General features: G+C 67.0%; 16 protein-coding genes. 7 read left to right on the forward strand and 9 right to left on the reverse strand.

Annotated elements, in window-relative coordinates; genetic code table 11:
* Positions 1-71: 71 nt before the first annotated feature.
* From CDA09_RS12305 to CDA09_RS12315, 3 genes are read right to left on the reverse strand one after another with little or no spacing between them, the layout of a single operon-like run.
* The gene (locus CDA09_RS12305; protein ID WP_353616587.1) at positions 72-275 is read right to left on the reverse strand and encodes a SlyX family protein; all 204 of its coding nucleotides are present in this window, start codon (positions 273-275) and stop codon (positions 72-74) included.
* On the reverse strand, positions 272-1,897 hold the full coding sequence (locus CDA09_RS12310; RefSeq protein ID WP_121428964.1) for an NAD(P)/FAD-dependent oxidoreductase: 1,626 nt from the start codon (positions 1,895-1,897) through the stop codon (positions 272-274). The genes CDA09_RS12305 and CDA09_RS12310 overlap by 4 nt, the downstream gene beginning before the upstream one ends.
* A 57-nt stretch (positions 1,898-1,954) precedes the next feature.
* On the reverse strand, positions 1,955-3,154 hold the full coding sequence (locus CDA09_RS12315) for a YbfB/YjiJ family MFS transporter (RefSeq protein WP_121428965.1): 1,200 nt from the start codon (positions 3,152-3,154) through the stop codon (positions 1,955-1,957).
* Between the two features lie 245 nt (positions 3,155-3,399).
* Here CDA09_RS12315 and CDA09_RS12320 point away from each other — a divergent pair, with 245 nt between their 5' ends.
* Positions 3,400-3,609, forward strand: a complete 210-nt coding sequence (locus CDA09_RS12320; protein ID WP_121428966.1) for a dodecin — start codon at positions 3,400-3,402, stop codon at positions 3,607-3,609.
* Here the strand turns inward: CDA09_RS12320 and ylqF are convergent.
* Complete coding sequence (gene ylqF / locus CDA09_RS12325) at positions 3,575-4,483, reverse strand: ribosome biogenesis GTPase YlqF (RefSeq protein ID WP_121428967.1); 909 nt, start codon at positions 4,481-4,483, stop codon at positions 3,575-3,577. The genes CDA09_RS12320 and ylqF overlap by 35 nt on opposite strands.
* An 88-nt stretch (positions 4,484-4,571) precedes the next feature.
* Here ylqF and CDA09_RS12330 point away from each other — a divergent pair, with 88 nt between their 5' ends.
* The 4 genes from CDA09_RS12330 (at position 4,572) to amaB (ending at position 7,969) form a co-directional block, all read left to right on the forward strand.
* A complete protein-coding gene (locus CDA09_RS12330; protein ID WP_121428968.1) occupies positions 4,572-5,144 on the forward strand; it encodes a DUF1415 domain-containing protein in 573 nt (190 codons plus the stop codon).
* Positions 5,145-5,149: 5 nt separating this feature from the next.
* Positions 5,150-6,016, forward strand: a complete 867-nt coding sequence (locus tag CDA09_RS12335) for a class I SAM-dependent methyltransferase (RefSeq protein ID WP_174718487.1) — start codon at positions 5,150-5,152, stop codon at positions 6,014-6,016.
* Between the two features lie 92 nt (positions 6,017-6,108).
* Positions 6,109-6,396: a hypothetical protein gene (locus CDA09_RS12340; protein WP_121428969.1), complete on the forward strand. Its 288-nt coding sequence runs from the start codon at positions 6,109-6,111 to the stop codon at positions 6,394-6,396.
* Between the two features lie 52 nt (positions 6,397-6,448).
* Positions 6,449-7,969, forward strand: coding sequence for an L-piperidine-6-carboxylate dehydrogenase (gene amaB, locus CDA09_RS12345; RefSeq protein WP_121428970.1), 1,521 nt, complete (start codon positions 6,449-6,451; stop codon positions 7,967-7,969).
* 15 nt (positions 7,970-7,984) lie between these two features.
* On the opposite strand, the gene paeA is transcribed toward amaB, so the two are convergent.
* The 3 genes from paeA to CDA09_RS12360 form a co-directional block, all read right to left on the reverse strand.
* The gene (paeA, locus tag CDA09_RS12350) at positions 7,985-9,289 is read right to left on the reverse strand and encodes a polyamine export protein PaeA (RefSeq protein WP_121428971.1); all 1,305 of its coding nucleotides are present in this window, start codon (positions 9,287-9,289) and stop codon (positions 7,985-7,987) included.
* A 169-nt stretch (positions 9,290-9,458) separates the two neighbouring features.
* Positions 9,459-10,004: a YaeQ family protein gene (locus tag CDA09_RS12355; RefSeq protein ID WP_121428972.1), complete on the reverse strand. Its 546-nt coding sequence runs from the start codon at positions 10,002-10,004 to the stop codon at positions 9,459-9,461.
* Between the two features lie 40 nt (positions 10,005-10,044).
* On the reverse strand, positions 10,045-10,824 hold the full coding sequence (locus CDA09_RS12360) for a hypothetical protein (RefSeq protein WP_121428973.1): 780 nt from the start codon (positions 10,822-10,824) through the stop codon (positions 10,045-10,047).
* 167 nt (positions 10,825-10,991) lie between these two features.
* Between CDA09_RS12360 and CDA09_RS12365 the strand changes: the two genes are divergently transcribed.
* Entirely contained in the window at positions 10,992-11,984 is a 993-nt protein-coding gene (locus tag CDA09_RS12365) for a serine/threonine protein kinase (protein WP_121428974.1), read from the forward strand.
* A 133-nt stretch (positions 11,985-12,117) separates the two neighbouring features.
* The gene (gene folE, locus CDA09_RS12370; protein ID WP_121428975.1) at positions 12,118-12,759 is read left to right on the forward strand and encodes a GTP cyclohydrolase I FolE; all 642 of its coding nucleotides are present in this window, start codon (positions 12,118-12,120) and stop codon (positions 12,757-12,759) included.
* A 9-nt stretch (positions 12,760-12,768) separates the two neighbouring features.
* Here the strand turns inward: folE and CDA09_RS12375 are convergent, their stop codons facing one another.
* Positions 12,769-13,098, reverse strand: coding sequence for a DUF3301 domain-containing protein (locus CDA09_RS12375; RefSeq protein WP_121428976.1), 330 nt, complete (start codon positions 13,096-13,098; stop codon positions 12,769-12,771).
* Between the two features lie 37 nt (positions 13,099-13,135).
* Positions 13,136-14,716: an inorganic phosphate transporter gene (locus CDA09_RS12380; RefSeq protein WP_121428977.1), complete on the reverse strand. Its 1,581-nt coding sequence runs from the start codon at positions 14,714-14,716 to the stop codon at positions 13,136-13,138.
* Positions 14,717-14,737 lie beyond the last annotated feature (21 nt).

The raw sequence follows: 14,737 nt of genomic DNA on the forward strand, positions 1-14,737 counted from the left end.
CGCGTGGTTCATTTGTCACCCATGAACAACCATGCGGTTTCCTTCCATTCTGGCAAAGGCGAAATTCGAACTCAATAATGCGGCGGAATCTCGTCGCGCAGATCGCGGCGCTCGCCGGGCGATCCGGTCGCGGTCTGCCGGTGCAGCTCCAGGATCTGCTTCTGCAGGCGGTCGATCTGCTGTTGCTGCCTGAACACCGTCAGGTTGAGCTCGTCGATGGCGTCCTCGGCCAGCGCGAGCTTGCTTTCGATGCGGTCGAGGCGCTCGTCCATCATGCCTCCTCCGCCACGACGGTCACGTCGCCGAGGATGGATCTCGCCACCGCCTCGGCCACGCGGATGCCATCGACGCCCGCCGACAGGATGCCGCCTGCGTAGCCCGCACCCTCCCCGGCGGGGTACAGGCCCTTCACGTTGAAACTCTGGCAATCGGCGCCGCGCGTGATGCGCAGCGGCGACGAGGTGCGTGTCTCGACGCCGGTGAGCACCGCGTCGCGCATCGAGAAGCCCCTGATCTGCCGCTCGAAGGCGGGCAAGGCTTCGCGCACCGCCTCGATCGCGTAGTCGGGCAGGCTCGTCGACAGGTCGCCGAGCTTCACGCCCGGCTTGTACGAAGGCTCGACCGATCCGAGCACGCTCGACGGCTGGTTCCTGATAAAGTCGCCGACGAGTTGCCCCGGCGCGATGTAGTCGCCCCCGCCCAGCTCGTAGGCGCGCGACTCCCAATGGCGCTGGAAGGCGATGCCGGCGAGCGGCCCGCCGGCGTAATCCTCGGGCGTGATGCCGACGACGATGCCCGCGTTGGCGTTGCGCTCGTTGCGCGAATACTGGCTCATGCCGTTCGTGACGACGCGGTTCGGCTCGGACGTCGCCGCGACCACCGTCCCGCCCGGGCACATGCAGAAGCTGTACACCGACCGGCCGTTCTTCGCGTGATGCACGAGCTTGTAGTCGGCCGCGCCGAGCAGCGGATGGCCCGCATTGGGACCGAAGCGCGCCTTGTCGATCAGCGATTGCGGATGCTCGACGCGGAACCCGACCGAGAACGGTTTGGCTTCCATGTACACGCCGCGCGCGTGCAGCATCTCGAACGTGTCCCGCGCGCTGTGGCCGAGCGCGAGCACGACGTGGTCGCTGCGGATCTGCTCGCCGCTCGCGAGCACCACGCCGCGCAACTGGCCGTCCTCGATCAGCACGTCGGCCATGCGCTGCTGGAAGCGGATCTCGCCACCCAGCGCGATGATCTCGGCGCGCATGGTCTCGACCATGCCGACGAGGCGGAACGTTCCGATGTGCGGCTTGCTCAGGTACAGGATCTCTTCCGGCGCGCCCGCCTTCACGAACTCGGTCAGCACCTTGCGCCCGAGGTGCTTCGGGTCCTTGATCTGGCTGTAGAGCTTGCCGTCCGAGAAGGTGCCCGCCCCGCCCTCGCCGAACTGCACGTTCGACTCGGGGTTGAGCACGCTCTTGCGCCACAGGCCCCAGGTGTCCTTGGTGCGTTCGCGCACGGCCTTGCCGCGCTCCAGCACGATCGGGCGAAACCCCATCTGCGCGAGGATCAGCGCTGCAAAGATGCCGCAGGGGCCGAAGCCGACGACGACCGGGCGATGCGCGAGCCCTTCCGGCGCCTTGCCGACGAAGCGGTAGTTCGTGTCTGGCGTCGTCGTCACGTTGCGGTCGCCGGCGAACTTCGCGAGCAGCGCCGCCTCGTTCGCGACGGTCATGTCGATGGTGTAGATCAGCGTGATCGCCGTGGATTTGCGCGCATCGTAGCTGCGCTTGAACACGGTGAACTCGCCCAGCTCGGCAGGCTTGATGCCCAGGCGGGCGACGATGGCGTCCCTCAGGGCGCCCTCGGGGTGGTCGAGGGGCAGCCTGAGTTCGTTGATTCGCAGCATTGGTGATTCCGGTTGCAGGTTCTCTGGGACGTGCCGGGCACGTCGAAACCCGCGATTTTAAACGGGATTACCCACCGTTACCGCGTTTTCGCGCGACCGCGCGGCCATGCCCCGGAGCACTGCGACCAGAATCGTCCCGACCGCCATCACCACCGCCGCCATGTAGAGGCCGTCGGCGTAGCTGCCCCCGCGCGCCGCGAGCGAGCCGGTGACGGCCGGCCCGGCGATCTGCGCGACCCCGTAGGCGATGGTCATCTTGCCCATCATCTTCGCCGGACGCGTCGGATAGTAGCGGCCGGCCATCGTCAGGACGAGACTCACCGCGCCGATGAAGTTGCCGCCGAACAGGATCGCGCCGGCGAACGCCGGGATCAGGCCGCCCGCGAGCGGCAGCAGGATGCCGACGATCTGCAGCACGTAGGACAGCAGCAGCGAATTCAGGTAGCCGACGCGACGGGCGATGAAATCCCACACGATGCAGGCCGGTGCGGCCGAGAGGCCGAGCACGAGGAACACGAGCGATCCGCGCCCGCCCAGCCCCGGCAGCTTGTCGATGATCGCGACGATGAAGGTCGCGCTGACGACGTAGCCGACGCCGGCGCAGAAATACGCCGCCATGAACACGCGCAGGAAGCCGGCGCCGGGCGGGTTGTCCTCCATTTTCTGGCCGCCGACGGTGAAAGGTGTCGTGTCGGGCCGCGGCAGCCAGCGCCATGCGGGGAAGAGCAGGAGCACGCCCAGCGCACTGAACACGAACCACTGGGTGCGCCAGTCGAGCCACTGCGTCATCAGCGCCACCGCCGCGGCACAGCCGGCGATGCCGAGACCGATGCCGGTGAAGTGGATCCCCAGTTCGGAACGGTGCTGGTGACGGATGAGCCAGTTGAGGATCAGCCCGGTGCCCAGCAGCATGCCTCCCGCGGTGCTCAGTCCGGCAAGGAAGCGCGACACCGACCACCAGAAGACGCTGGTCGTGAGGCCCATCATGATCGTCGTAAGCACGGCGACGACCAACCCGATGCGGTAGAGGCGGTCCTTGAGCACGAGGTCGCTGATCATCGAGGCGATCAGCGCGCCGCTGAGATAGCCCGCGTAGTTCCACGCCGCCAGCCAGCCGGCGTCGGCCACCCCGAGGCCCGCGTGCTGCTGCATCAGCGGCAGGAGCGGCGTGTAGGCGAAGCGCGCGACGCCCATCACCAGGATCAGGCTCAGGACGCCGGCCGCGAGGACCTTCATCCGCTGCATCTGCTCTCTCATCGAGGGTTGTCCTTATCGTTGGTCTCGATACGGTATGGTATGGAAGGCGGCGGCGCAAGCTATCCTGATTCCGACATAAATCCCCTTGATATGACCCGAGTACTTGCCGGACGGAATACGACATCCGCAGCGTGACGCACGCCACGCCACGCCACGCACGGATCGTCACGCAGCGGCGTCCGGGCAAGGCCGGAACGCTTCTCTATACTGGGAGCGCTGCCCGTTCAATCCTCGAGGAGAGCGCGATGTCCGCCCACACCTACAAGCTCGTCGAAATCGTCGGTTCGTCTCCCGACAGCGTCGATGCCGCGATCCGCAACGCCGTCGAGGCCGCGGGCAAGACGATCCGCCATCTCGACTGGTTCGAGGCGACCGAGATCCGCGGCCACATCGCCGACGGCAAGGTCGCGCACTACCAGGTCAAGCTGAAGGTGGGGTTTCGACTGGAGGATTGATCCCGCGGTCGCCTTCGAGCATCGCGCGGCGCGTCTCGGGTGTTTCGAGGCTGATGCGGCCGAGCGCGCCGCTGCGGTAGTCCGTGAGCAGGATCTGCGCGGCCTTCTCGAGGTCGGGCGCCCCGCCCTTGAGACGGCAGCCGCGGCGTGCGGCTACGGTCTCGACGACGCCGACGCCGTCGAGCGCCTCCATGCGCTCGGGCGCGATGCCGTAGCGCTTGGCGACGAGATCGGGATAGCGTTCGAGCAGCAGGTTGCCGAGGAAGGCGGCGACCTCCTCGTCGATCACCGCATTGCGGCCGATCGCGTGGCTGGCGGCGAGCATGAAACCGTCCGAGTCGTGCTCGATCTTCGGCCACATCAGGCCCGGCGTGTCGGTGATCGTCATGCGCGAACCGAGATCGAAGGTCTGCTGCTGCTTGGTCACCGCCGGTTCGTCGCCGACCGCCGCGACACGCCGCTTCAGCAGCGCATTCATGAGCGTCGATTTGCCGACGTTGGGGATGCCCATGATCATCAGGCGCAGCAGCTTCGTGCCGTCGTTGCGGTGCGGGGCCAGCGCCTGGCACAGGCCCGGCACGCGCGCGACGTCCCCCGGCTTCTTGCACGACAGCGCCACCGCCTTCACGCCCGGCTGGGCGTTGAAAAAATCCAGCCACGCCCTGGTCGCGACCGGATCGGCGAGGTCGACCTTGTTGAGCAGCTTGAGGCACGGACGCTGCCGGAACAGGCGCAACTCGCGGATCATCGGGTTGCTGCTCGCCTCGGGAATGCGGGCGTCGAGCACCTCGATCACGACGTCGGTCATCGCCATGGTCTCGGCCGCCTTCTTGCGCGCCGAGGTCATGTGACCGGGAAACCACTGGATGGACATCTGGAACGTTGGCGGTGGACAAGGCGCGCATTATCGCCTCGTTCGGTCCGCGATTGGGGCAAAATGGCGGCCTTTCGAGGGGTGGTGAATGAATCGTGACGAAGTGATCGCGGCGACGCGGCAGTGGATCGAGAAGGCGGTGATCGGGCTCAACCTGTGCCCGTTCGCGAAATCGGTGTATGTTAAGAACCAGGTGCGCATCGTCGTCAGCGAAGCGAAACACGTCGATGCCTTCCTCGAGGACCTCGACCGCGAACTCGAATTCCTTGCCGCCGCCGATCCGGCGGAGGTCGACACGACGCTCCTCGTGCATCCGACCCTGTTCCCGGACTTCCTCGATTTCAACGAGATCGCCGGCATCGCCGAGGAAGCTATCGAGGAACACGAACTCGAAGGCATCCTGCAGGTCGCGAGCTTCCACCCGCGCTTCCAGTTCGAGGACACGGCCGAGGACGACATCGAGAACTTCACCAACCGTTCGCCCTTCCCCACGCTGCACCTGCTGCGCGAAGAGAGCATCGAGCGTGCGGTCGCGGCTTACCCGGAAGCCGAGGCGATCTACGAGCGCAACATCGAGACGATGAAGAAGCTCGGGATGGAAGGCTGGAAGGCGCTCGGCATTCCCGGCCAGTGGGACCAGGTGAGGGACGAGAAGAAGTGAGTCGCGTGCGCCACAAACCGGCGTCTACGACGCCAGTCCCGCCTGCCGCACCCGCGGCAATCCCCGACGTCCGGCCGGGGCAGTCGATCGAGCTCCTCAAGGAGCTCCACATCCTCACGCGCGACGGCAAGCTCAACCAGGACAGCCGGCGCAAGCTGAAGCAGGTATACCACCTCTACAACTTCATCGAGCCGCTGCTCGACGAAGTCATGTCGACGCGCAGCGACCTCACCCTCGCCGACCACGGCGCGGGCAAGTCCTACCTCGGCTTCATCCTCTACGATCTCTTCCTCAAGGCACAAGATCGCGGCCACATCTACGGCATCGAAACGCGCGAAGCGCTCGTCGCCAGTTCGCGCGAGCTCGCGACCCGGCTGGGCTTCGAGCGCATGAGCTTCCTGAACCTCTCGGTCGAGGAATCCATCCATTCGACCGAACTGCCCGAGCGCATCGACATCGTCACGGCGCTGCACGCCTGCAACACCGCGACCGACGACGCGATCCGCTTCGCGCTGGAGAAAGACGCCCGCTTCATCGTGCTCGTGCCCTGCTGCCAGGCCGAGGTCGCCGCCACGCTGCGCAAGCACAAGAACGAATCCTTCGGCCGCACGCCGCTGTCCGAGCTGTGGCGCCATCCCATCCACACGCGCGAGTTCGGCAGCCAGATCACCAACGTGCTGCGCTGCCTGCTGCTCGAATCGCACGGCTACCAGCTCACCGTCACGGAACTCGTCGGCTGGGAGCACTCGATGAAGAACGAGCTGATCATCGCCCGCGCCACCGGCCAGCACCGCGGCAATGCGCGCGAACGGCTCGAACAGATCCTCGCCGAACTGAACCTCGAGGATCTGCGCGAGCGCTTCGTCTATTGACCGGACACGCGGCGTGAAAAACTTGATCGCGGTGAAGTACGAACCGGTTGCACCGGGGTAAGCTGACAACTCACAAACTCCGGGGTGCTCCCATGTCCGACGTCCCCTTTCCCGTCCTGGTCGCGGCCGTCTTCCTGTTTACCTCGCTCACCATGGTGCACCTGGCGATGCGGCATCAGGATGCGCAGCTCGCACTGCCCGAACGCGACGCATATCTCGCCGCGCACGAGCTGCAGTCGGTGACCTGCGCACACTGTCAATCCACCGAGATGCGCGAATTCGGCTTCAACGATGCAGACGACGACCGGCGCATCGTGACCTGCGCCAGCTGCAGGAAAGCGCTTTTCCGCTACACGCGAGGCGCCGCGCCGCACGCATAGAACATTCGGGTTCCCGCGGGGTCAACGGGGCATCGTGGCCCCGGAGTCCGTCATGGAACTCGCATCGCTGACCTCGTCCCTGCTTGCCCGCTTCGGCGTCGCCGCCGAGTGCTTCGACCACGGCGACATCGCCGTGCGCAGTCCGATCGACGGCAGCCTCATCGGCCACGTCGCTTCGATTTCCGCGCCCGCCGCAGATACGGCGCTCGCCACTGCGCACGAAGCCTTCGAAGCCTGGCGCACTGTCCCCGCGCCGCGGCGCGGCGAGCTCGTGCGCCGCTTCGGCAACCTCCTGCGCGAATACAAGACCGACCTCGGCACGCTGGTCACGATCGAGACCGGCAAGATCCGCCAGGAGGGCCTCGGCGAGGTGCAGGAGATGATCGACATCTGCGACTACGCCTGCGGGCTGTCGCGCCAGCTCCACGGCCTGACGATCGCCAGCGAGCGCCCCGGCCATCGCATGATGGAACAATGGCATCCGACGGGCGTCGTCGGCGTCGTGTCCGCCTTCAACTTCCCGGTTGCGGTGTGGGCGTGGAATGCCACGCTCGCCTGGGTGTGCGGCGACAGCGTAGTGTGGAAGCCGTCGGAACGCACCCCGCTCAGCGCCATCGCCTGTGCGGCCCTGTTCGAGCGCGCCTGCCGGGGGCTTGGCGAGGCGCCGAAGGGGCTGCTCGGACTCCTGACGGGCGGTCGCGCGCACGCCGAACTGCTCGCCGACGACCGGCGGATCGCCGTGTTTTCCGCGACGGGGTCGTGTGCGATGGGGCGCGCACTGGCGCCGCGCGTTGCGGCACGTCTCGGCCGCGCTATCCTCGAACTCGGCGGCAACAACGCGGCGATCGTCTGTCCCAGCGCGGACCTCGCCCTCGCCGAGCGCGCGATCCTCTTCGCCGCTGCGGGCACCGCAGGCCAGCGCTGCACGACGCTGCGGCGGCTGATCGTGCACGAATCGATCGCCGATGCGCTGATCGGGCGCCTGCGCGCCGCATGGCGGCGCATCCCGGTCGGCAATCCGCTCGACGCAACCTCGCTCGTCGGCCCGCTGATCGAGCCGGCAGCGGGCGAAGCGATGGCCGTGGTACTGTCCGAAGCGGCCGCCGCCGGAGGAATGGTGTTCGGCGGCGATCCGGTGACGGTGCATGGCTGTGAAGGCGGCTGCTACCGCCGCCCGGCGCTGGTCGAGATGCCCGCCCAGACCGAACTCGTCCGGCGCGAGACCTTCGCCCCCATCCTGTACGTGCTGCGCTACTCGAGCTTCGACGAGGCGATCGCGCTTCACAACGACGTGCCGCAGGGACTGGCGTCGTCGGTCTTCACGCAGGACCTCGGCGAGGCCGAGCGCTTCCTCTCCGCCGCGGGCAGCGATTGCGGCATCGCCAACGTGAATATCGGCCCGTCCGGCGCCGAGATCGGCGGCGCGTTCGGCGGCGAGAAGGATACCGGCGGCGGCCGGGAATCCGGTTCGGACGCGTGGAAGGGCTACATGCGGCGCGCGACCTGCACGATCAACTATTCGGGCGCCCTGCCCCTCGCGCAAGGCATACGTTTCGGGCTCGACGAATCCTGAGGTGACGGTGACGTCCTACTGCGTGTGCTGGTCCGGGGCCTCTCGTGTTACGAGCAGTTGATCGATCCGGTAGTTGTCGATGTCGACCACCTCGAACTTGTAGCCGCGGTAGGTCACCGAATCGGTGCGCTTGGGTACCTTCCGCAGGGCATACATCACGAACCCGGCGAGCGTCTCGTAATTCTCGCTGCCTTCGAACTCGTCGATCTCCAGCGCATGCATGACGTCCTCGATCGGCGTGATGCCGTCGATCAGCCAGGAGTCGGCGTCGCGCTCGACGATGAGCTCCTCCTGAAGCGCGCTGCCCAGCTCGCCCATCACGGTGTTCATGACGTCCTGGAGGCTCAGCAGGCCGACGATCAGCGCGTATTCGTTAACGATCAGCGCGAAGTCCTCGCGCGCGGCGCGGAAGCGGTCCAGCGCCTCGAACAGCGTGAGCGTGTCGGGAATCACGAGCACGCTGCGCAGCATCGGGTCCGCGCGCAGCGAGAGCTTCTGCCCCGACAGGATGCGCGCGAAGATGTCCTTCAGGTCCACGTAGCCGACCACCGCGTCGATCGTGCCCTCGCACACGGGGAACTTACCGTGCGGCTGTTCCGTGAGTTTCTGGCGGATGCTCTCGTCCGATTCGTTGAGCGTGAAGAAGACGATGTTCTCGCGGTTGGTCATCGCCGACCCCACGGTCCGGGTATCGAGCTCGAACACGTTGGCGATCAGTTCGCGCTCCTGGTTCAGCAAGGTGCCGGTCGCGGCACCGGCCTCGGCCATCGCGACGATGTCCTCCGACGTGATGTCCTCGGAACGCACATTGGGCAGCTTGAAGAGCGCAAACAGGCGATTCGCCAGTCCGTCGAAGAACCACACGGCCGGGGCGAAGACGATCAGGAACACCCGGATCGGCTTGACCACCGCGACGGCGACGCGCTCGGGCGCGACCATCGCCAGGCGGCGGGGAATGAGATCGGCAAACAGGATGAAGAGCGAGGTGACGACCGCGAAGGACAGCACGAAGCTGAGCGAGTCGAGCAGCGGCCCGTCATAAACCAGGGAAATCAGCTCGGACAGCGCCGGCGACAGCGCCGATTCGCCGACGATACCGCCAAGGATCGCGATCGCATTCAGGCCGACCTGCACGACGGTGAAAAAATGCCCCGGGTTCGCCTGCAAGGCCAGCACGCGGGCGGCCTCGGCGTCGCCATTGTCCGCCATCAGCCGCAGCTTGATCTTGCGTGCCGCCGCGAGCGATATCTCGGAGATCGAAAAGAACGCGCTCAGCGCGATGAGCACGGCAATGATCAACAACTGATTCGACAAGCTCACGATGCGACTCCGGATTCACCCGCAGCAGGTCGCGCACGCGGCGATGCGCTGTCCTCTTGGCCGGTGCTCCGGGCCCCGTCGCGCCGGCATTCGTCATCCGACGATACCCACACTCCTGGTTAATGCCAAGCGCTTCGGTCTCACATGTGGCGAATTCGGGCCGAGAGCGCTAGCTGCGCGGCGACATCAGGCGTTCCGGCTCGACGGCCACCGTTGCGGAGCCGTCGGTGATCCAGACCTGCCCGTCCTGCAGCGTGCATTGCAGCCGCATGCTGCGCGCGGTCATCGCCGCGAGCGCCGGCGGGATGTCGCTGGGCACGTTCAGCACGGTCAGGTTCGTCAGCCGCGTGAGCTTGTCGCGGATGCCGTTCCACCAGATGTCGGCAGCCCGTCCGTAACTGAGCACGACCACCTCGCGTGCCCGCCCGCTGGCCTTGCGGATCCATTTCTCGTCCGGCTGGCCGACGTCGATCCAGCGCTCGACGAGGCCGGTCAGATCCTTCTGCCACAGGTCCGGTTCGTCGTCCACGCACAGGCCCTTGCCGAACGCGAGTGCGGGGTCCGCGTAGAGCGCGAATGCGAGGATCCGCACCATCATCCGCTCGTCGGTCTCGGAAGGATGGCGCGCGAGCGTCAGGTTGTGGTCGCCGTAGTAGTTGCGGTCCATGTCCGCGACCGCAATTTCCGCCTTGTAGATCGTTGCCTTGAGGGCCATGTCGTCGGTGTCCCGCTGCTGCGATGAGTGATCGGGTGAATCAGTGCGTCGAACTGCCGCCTGCACGGCGGGCCTGCTGCCATCCGAGCACGGCCTGCGTCGCATGGGCCATCACGCGGTCGCGGAATTGCGCGGGGAGTTCCTTCGCCAAGGCGCCGAACAGTGCCTCGTTCATTTCGCGCGCCAACCCGTCGGCGGCCAGACCCTCGGCCAGACACTGGATCTGGATGTGCGCGAGCGCATCCGCCACGAGGCGCCAACCGAGCACCGGCATCCTTTCGGTCAGCGCGAACATCATCCCGCCGAGTCGCGTGAGGATCGCCGTTGCCTGATCGGGCTCGTCGCTCGCGATCATCGCGTGCCACAGGGCGAGGTGGATGCCGCGCCGCAGGTCGATCTTGAAATCGATCGCATTGCCCTCCGAGGCGTCGAGGGCGGCGAACTGGCGCTGGAAGCGCGCATCCTGCTCCGGCCCAAGCGCGGTGCGAAGCGCACCGAGGAGTTCCGACAGCCCCGGGATCGCCACCAGACCGAACGCCTGGCTGTACGCGAGGCCCCACTGGTCGAGCCCCGACACGAGCATCGCGAGGCGCAAGGCCCGGACGTCATCCCCGTCCGCCGCCCGGCTCCAGTTCCCGAGCGCCGTCGCCAGAGCTTCCACGCCGCGGGCGCGGCCGGCATCGTCCTCGTCGAGCGTCAGGCGAAACACCTGCGCGAAGCCGTCCTGCGCCATGCGCGCGGCGAGCTTCTGGACGTCGACGGCCGCCAGCGCGGCGAGCGAGTCGGTCGGGATCTGTTCGGCGGGGGCGTGTTGCGTCATGTCTGGTGTCCAGGCCAAAGGGGCTGCAAAGGGGCCGTATTCTGAGCCGCCCGCAGCCGGACGGCAAATGTCGCCGGTCGATTCACGGGGGGACGTGCCCGCGACACTTGTGCAATGCGCCATTCCTGACAGAATGCGCCCATCCTGCCCCCGCGACGCCGACGACCATGTCCGACCTCCCCTTCGAATCGCTGACCCCCGACCTCATCCTCGATGCCCTGGAGCGTGTCGGGCTCAGGCCCGACGGCCGCATGCTGGCGCTGAACAGCTACGAGAACCGCGTCTATCAGATCGGGATCGAGGACGCCCGGCCGGTGGTCGTCAAGTTCTACCGCGCCGCACGCTGGAACGATGCAGCGATCGCCGAGGAGCACGCCTTTGTCAGCGATCTCGCCTCGCGCGAGATTCCGGTGGTCGCACCGCTGGTGCTCGCCGGCGCCACCTTGCACCATTTCGCGGACCAGCGTTTTGCGGTCTTCCCGCGCGTCGGTGGTCGCGCCCCCGAGCTGTCCGACCCGGCGACGCTCGAATGGATGGGGCGTTTCCTCGGGCGCATCCACGCCGTCGGTGCGCTGCAGCCCTACCTTGCGCGCCCAACGCTCGATATCCAGACTTTCGGCATCGAGCCGCGGCAATACCTGCTCGACAACGGCTTCATCCCTGCCGACCTGCTCGCCTCATGGACCAGCACCGTGGACCAGGCGCTGGACGGCGTGCGGCGCTGTTTCGACCGCGCCGGCTCCGTCGTGCACCTCCGGCTGCATGGCGACTGCCACGCCGGCAACGTGCTGTGGAGCGAATCCGCAGACGCTCCGGGGCCGCAGTTCGTCGACTTCGACGACAGCCGCATGGGCCCCGCCGTGCAGGACCTGTGGATGCTGCTGTCGGGATCGCGCGAAGACATGAGCCGGCAGCTCGGCGACGTGCTGGCCGGGTACGAGGATTTCCACGAATTCTCGCCACGGGAATTGCACCTCGTGGAAGCGTTGCGCACGCTGCGCCTGATCCACTATTCGGGGTGGATCGCGCGCCGCTGGACCGACCCGGCCTTCCCGCGCGCCTTCCCTTGGTTCAACACCCAGCGCTACTGGCAGGACCGCGTGCTGGAGCTGCGCGAGCAGATCGCCGCGATGGACGAACCGCCGCTCTGGTCCGTGTGAGCGCCGCGGGCGGCCGGTCGGCCGCGAACGCAACGCGGTGGGGACAGGGACAGGATCGCGCTATACCATGTAAGCCTCGCGCCGCTTCACCTGGAACCGGCCGTTCAACTCCCTCGAGGCAGGAAGTGTCCCGATGAACGATTCCGACGAACACCACCCGCCCTATCCGCGCTGCACCGGGGTCGGCATCCCGCGCAGCGGGCGCTTCGACGCGGCAGCCTTCGAACGTGCGGTCGGCGACCTCCTGGCCGCCTGCGGCATCGCGCCCGACACGACCCACATGGGCCGGACCGCGACTCGCGTGCGCGAACTGTGGCAGCGCAGGCTGCTCGGCGGTTACGAACTCGATCCGGCTGAAGCGCTCGGCGAAGGCTTCCCGGACGAGCGCTCCGACCTGATCGTGATCCGCGGCATCGCGGTGCATGGCGTCTGTCCCCACCACCTCGTGCCTTTCCGCGGCGTCGCCCATGTCGCCTACCTGCCCGGCGGGCGCCTGCACGGGTTCGGCCGCATCGCCCGCCTCGTCGACGCGATCGGGCACCGCTTCACCTACCAGGAGTGGATGACCCGCGACATCGCCGACGCCCTGTTGCAGCACGGCCGCGCGCGCGGCGCTGCCTGCATCATCGAGGCCGAGCAGCTGTGCCTGCTGCTGGGCGAGGACCGGCGCGGCGACGAGCGCGTCGTCACGCAGGCCTTTGCCGGTGAATTCGAGACACGCGAACACTTGCGCGCGGAGTTCCTCCACGCCGTCGCCGGCCGCAATCCGCGCTGATTCTCGTGCTCAGTGCAGTGTAAACACCGGTGCCCGCGGCTGACCGACTTCGATCATCACGACCTCCTTGCCGCGCAGCATCACCGAGCCGCGTACCCGGTCGTTGCCCGACACCGAATACTCGAATTCATAGACACGTTGCGGGCACAGGCGGCCATCCTCATCGCGAACGAGCCGGAACGAACGGCTGGAAACGGTCTCGTCGAGGAACTGCACGCCCTCGCGGCGGCACGCCGCCCGCGCCGCCTGCACGCCGATTTCCCGGGTACGCACGCCGTCCAGCCAGAACCAGCCGCACAGGCACAGCAGCATCAGCGCTAACAATTCGGCGAAGCTCATGGGGACTCCGTTGGAGTGAATTCGAGCCGCGTCGCGATCAGAGCGCCACGCGGCGCATCATGACGAAGAATGCGGCACTGAAAAGCGCCGACAGGGGCACCGTGAGCAGCCACGCCACCGCAATGCGCATCAGCTGCTTGCGCGTGACAAGTTCCTTGCGATAGACCTCGCGCAGTTCCCTGCGCTCCCGCTTGGAAAAATTTGCCGGGTCCGTCTTCTGTTTCGAACGCGCCTTCAGGTCGGCCAGCATGGCCTTCTTTTCCGGAACGCCGGCGCGCTCGAAGCGGCGGAGGAAATCGTCGATTGCCGCCTGGTCCCCTTCGGGATGCTGAGCCTTCATGTACACGAGCATCCGCTCGTGGTGCCCCTTCAGGTACTCGCGCAGGAAGCCGACGCCGATGACGCCCCCGACCGCAATATGTGTCGAGCTCACCGGCAAGCCGAGCACGCTGGCGGTGATCACGGTCACGGCTGCGGACAGTGCGACGCTGAACGCACGCATCTGGTCGAGTTCGGTGATCTCCTCCCCGAGCGTGCGGATCACGCGCGGACCGAACAGCGCGAGTCCGACACACAGGCCCAGCGCGCCGGTCGTGAGCGCCCAGAATGGAATCGGCGTCATCGGCGACACCGCACCATCCCCGCGGGCCAGCGAATCGATGATCGACGCAAGCGGCCCCACCGCGTTGGCCACATCGTTGGAACCGTGCGCAAAGCACAACAGGGCCGCGGCAAAGCTCAGCGGCAGGTTGAACAGTCGATTCACCCCGGACTTGGTATTCGCGATGATGTAAGCCGGACGCGACAAGGCGCGCTGCACGAGGACGAATACCGGCCCGGCGGCCAGGACGCCACTGCCCGCGGCCAGGGGGAAGTCCGCGGCCCATGCGCTTCCGAAGCCCTTCATCAGCAGGAACGTCCAGAAGGACCACGCCATGAATGCCACGAGCCCCGGCAAGGTCCGCCGCGCCGCGGCAACCATGTCGGCCTGATAGGTGATGCGGCGCTTGATCAGGTACAGGAACAGCGCGGCGAACGCTCCCGCCAGGAGGGGCGACACGACCCAGCTCGCGACGATCGTACCGACGACCGGCCAGTTCACGATGTCCGTCCCGACCGCCGCCACGCCCGAACCGAGCACCGCGCCGACGATCGAATGCGTGGTCGATACCGGCATGCCGAACGCCGTCGCGACGTTGATCCACAGACCGCCGGCCAGCAGCGCCGCCATCATCACCCAGACCATGGTTTCACCGTCGCCGATGCGCGCCGGATTGATGATGCCGCTGCGGATCGTCACGATCACGTCCCCCCCGGCGATCAGCGCGCCGGCCGCCTCGAACACCACCGCGAGGCCCAAGGCTCCGACCAGCGTCAGCGCCCGCGCGCCCACCGCCGGCCCGACGTTGTTCGCAACGTCGTTGGCGCCGATGTTCATGGCCATGTAGCTTCCGAGAACGGCAGCGATCACCAGCAGGACGCCGCCGTCGGGACCACTTTTCGCGGCCGCGTACAGCATCACCCCGACGACGAAGAGCATGGTCATGCCCAGGCGCAGCAACTCCGCGTGCCCCTGTCGCGTGGCCTTGTCGATTTCGTGGATGTGCTTGATGTCCAACTGCAGGCCCGTTATACGGCA

This window comes from Azoarcus sp. DN11 (assembly GCF_003628555.1).
Classification (GTDB): domain Bacteria; phylum Pseudomonadota; class Gammaproteobacteria; order Burkholderiales; family Rhodocyclaceae; genus Aromatoleum.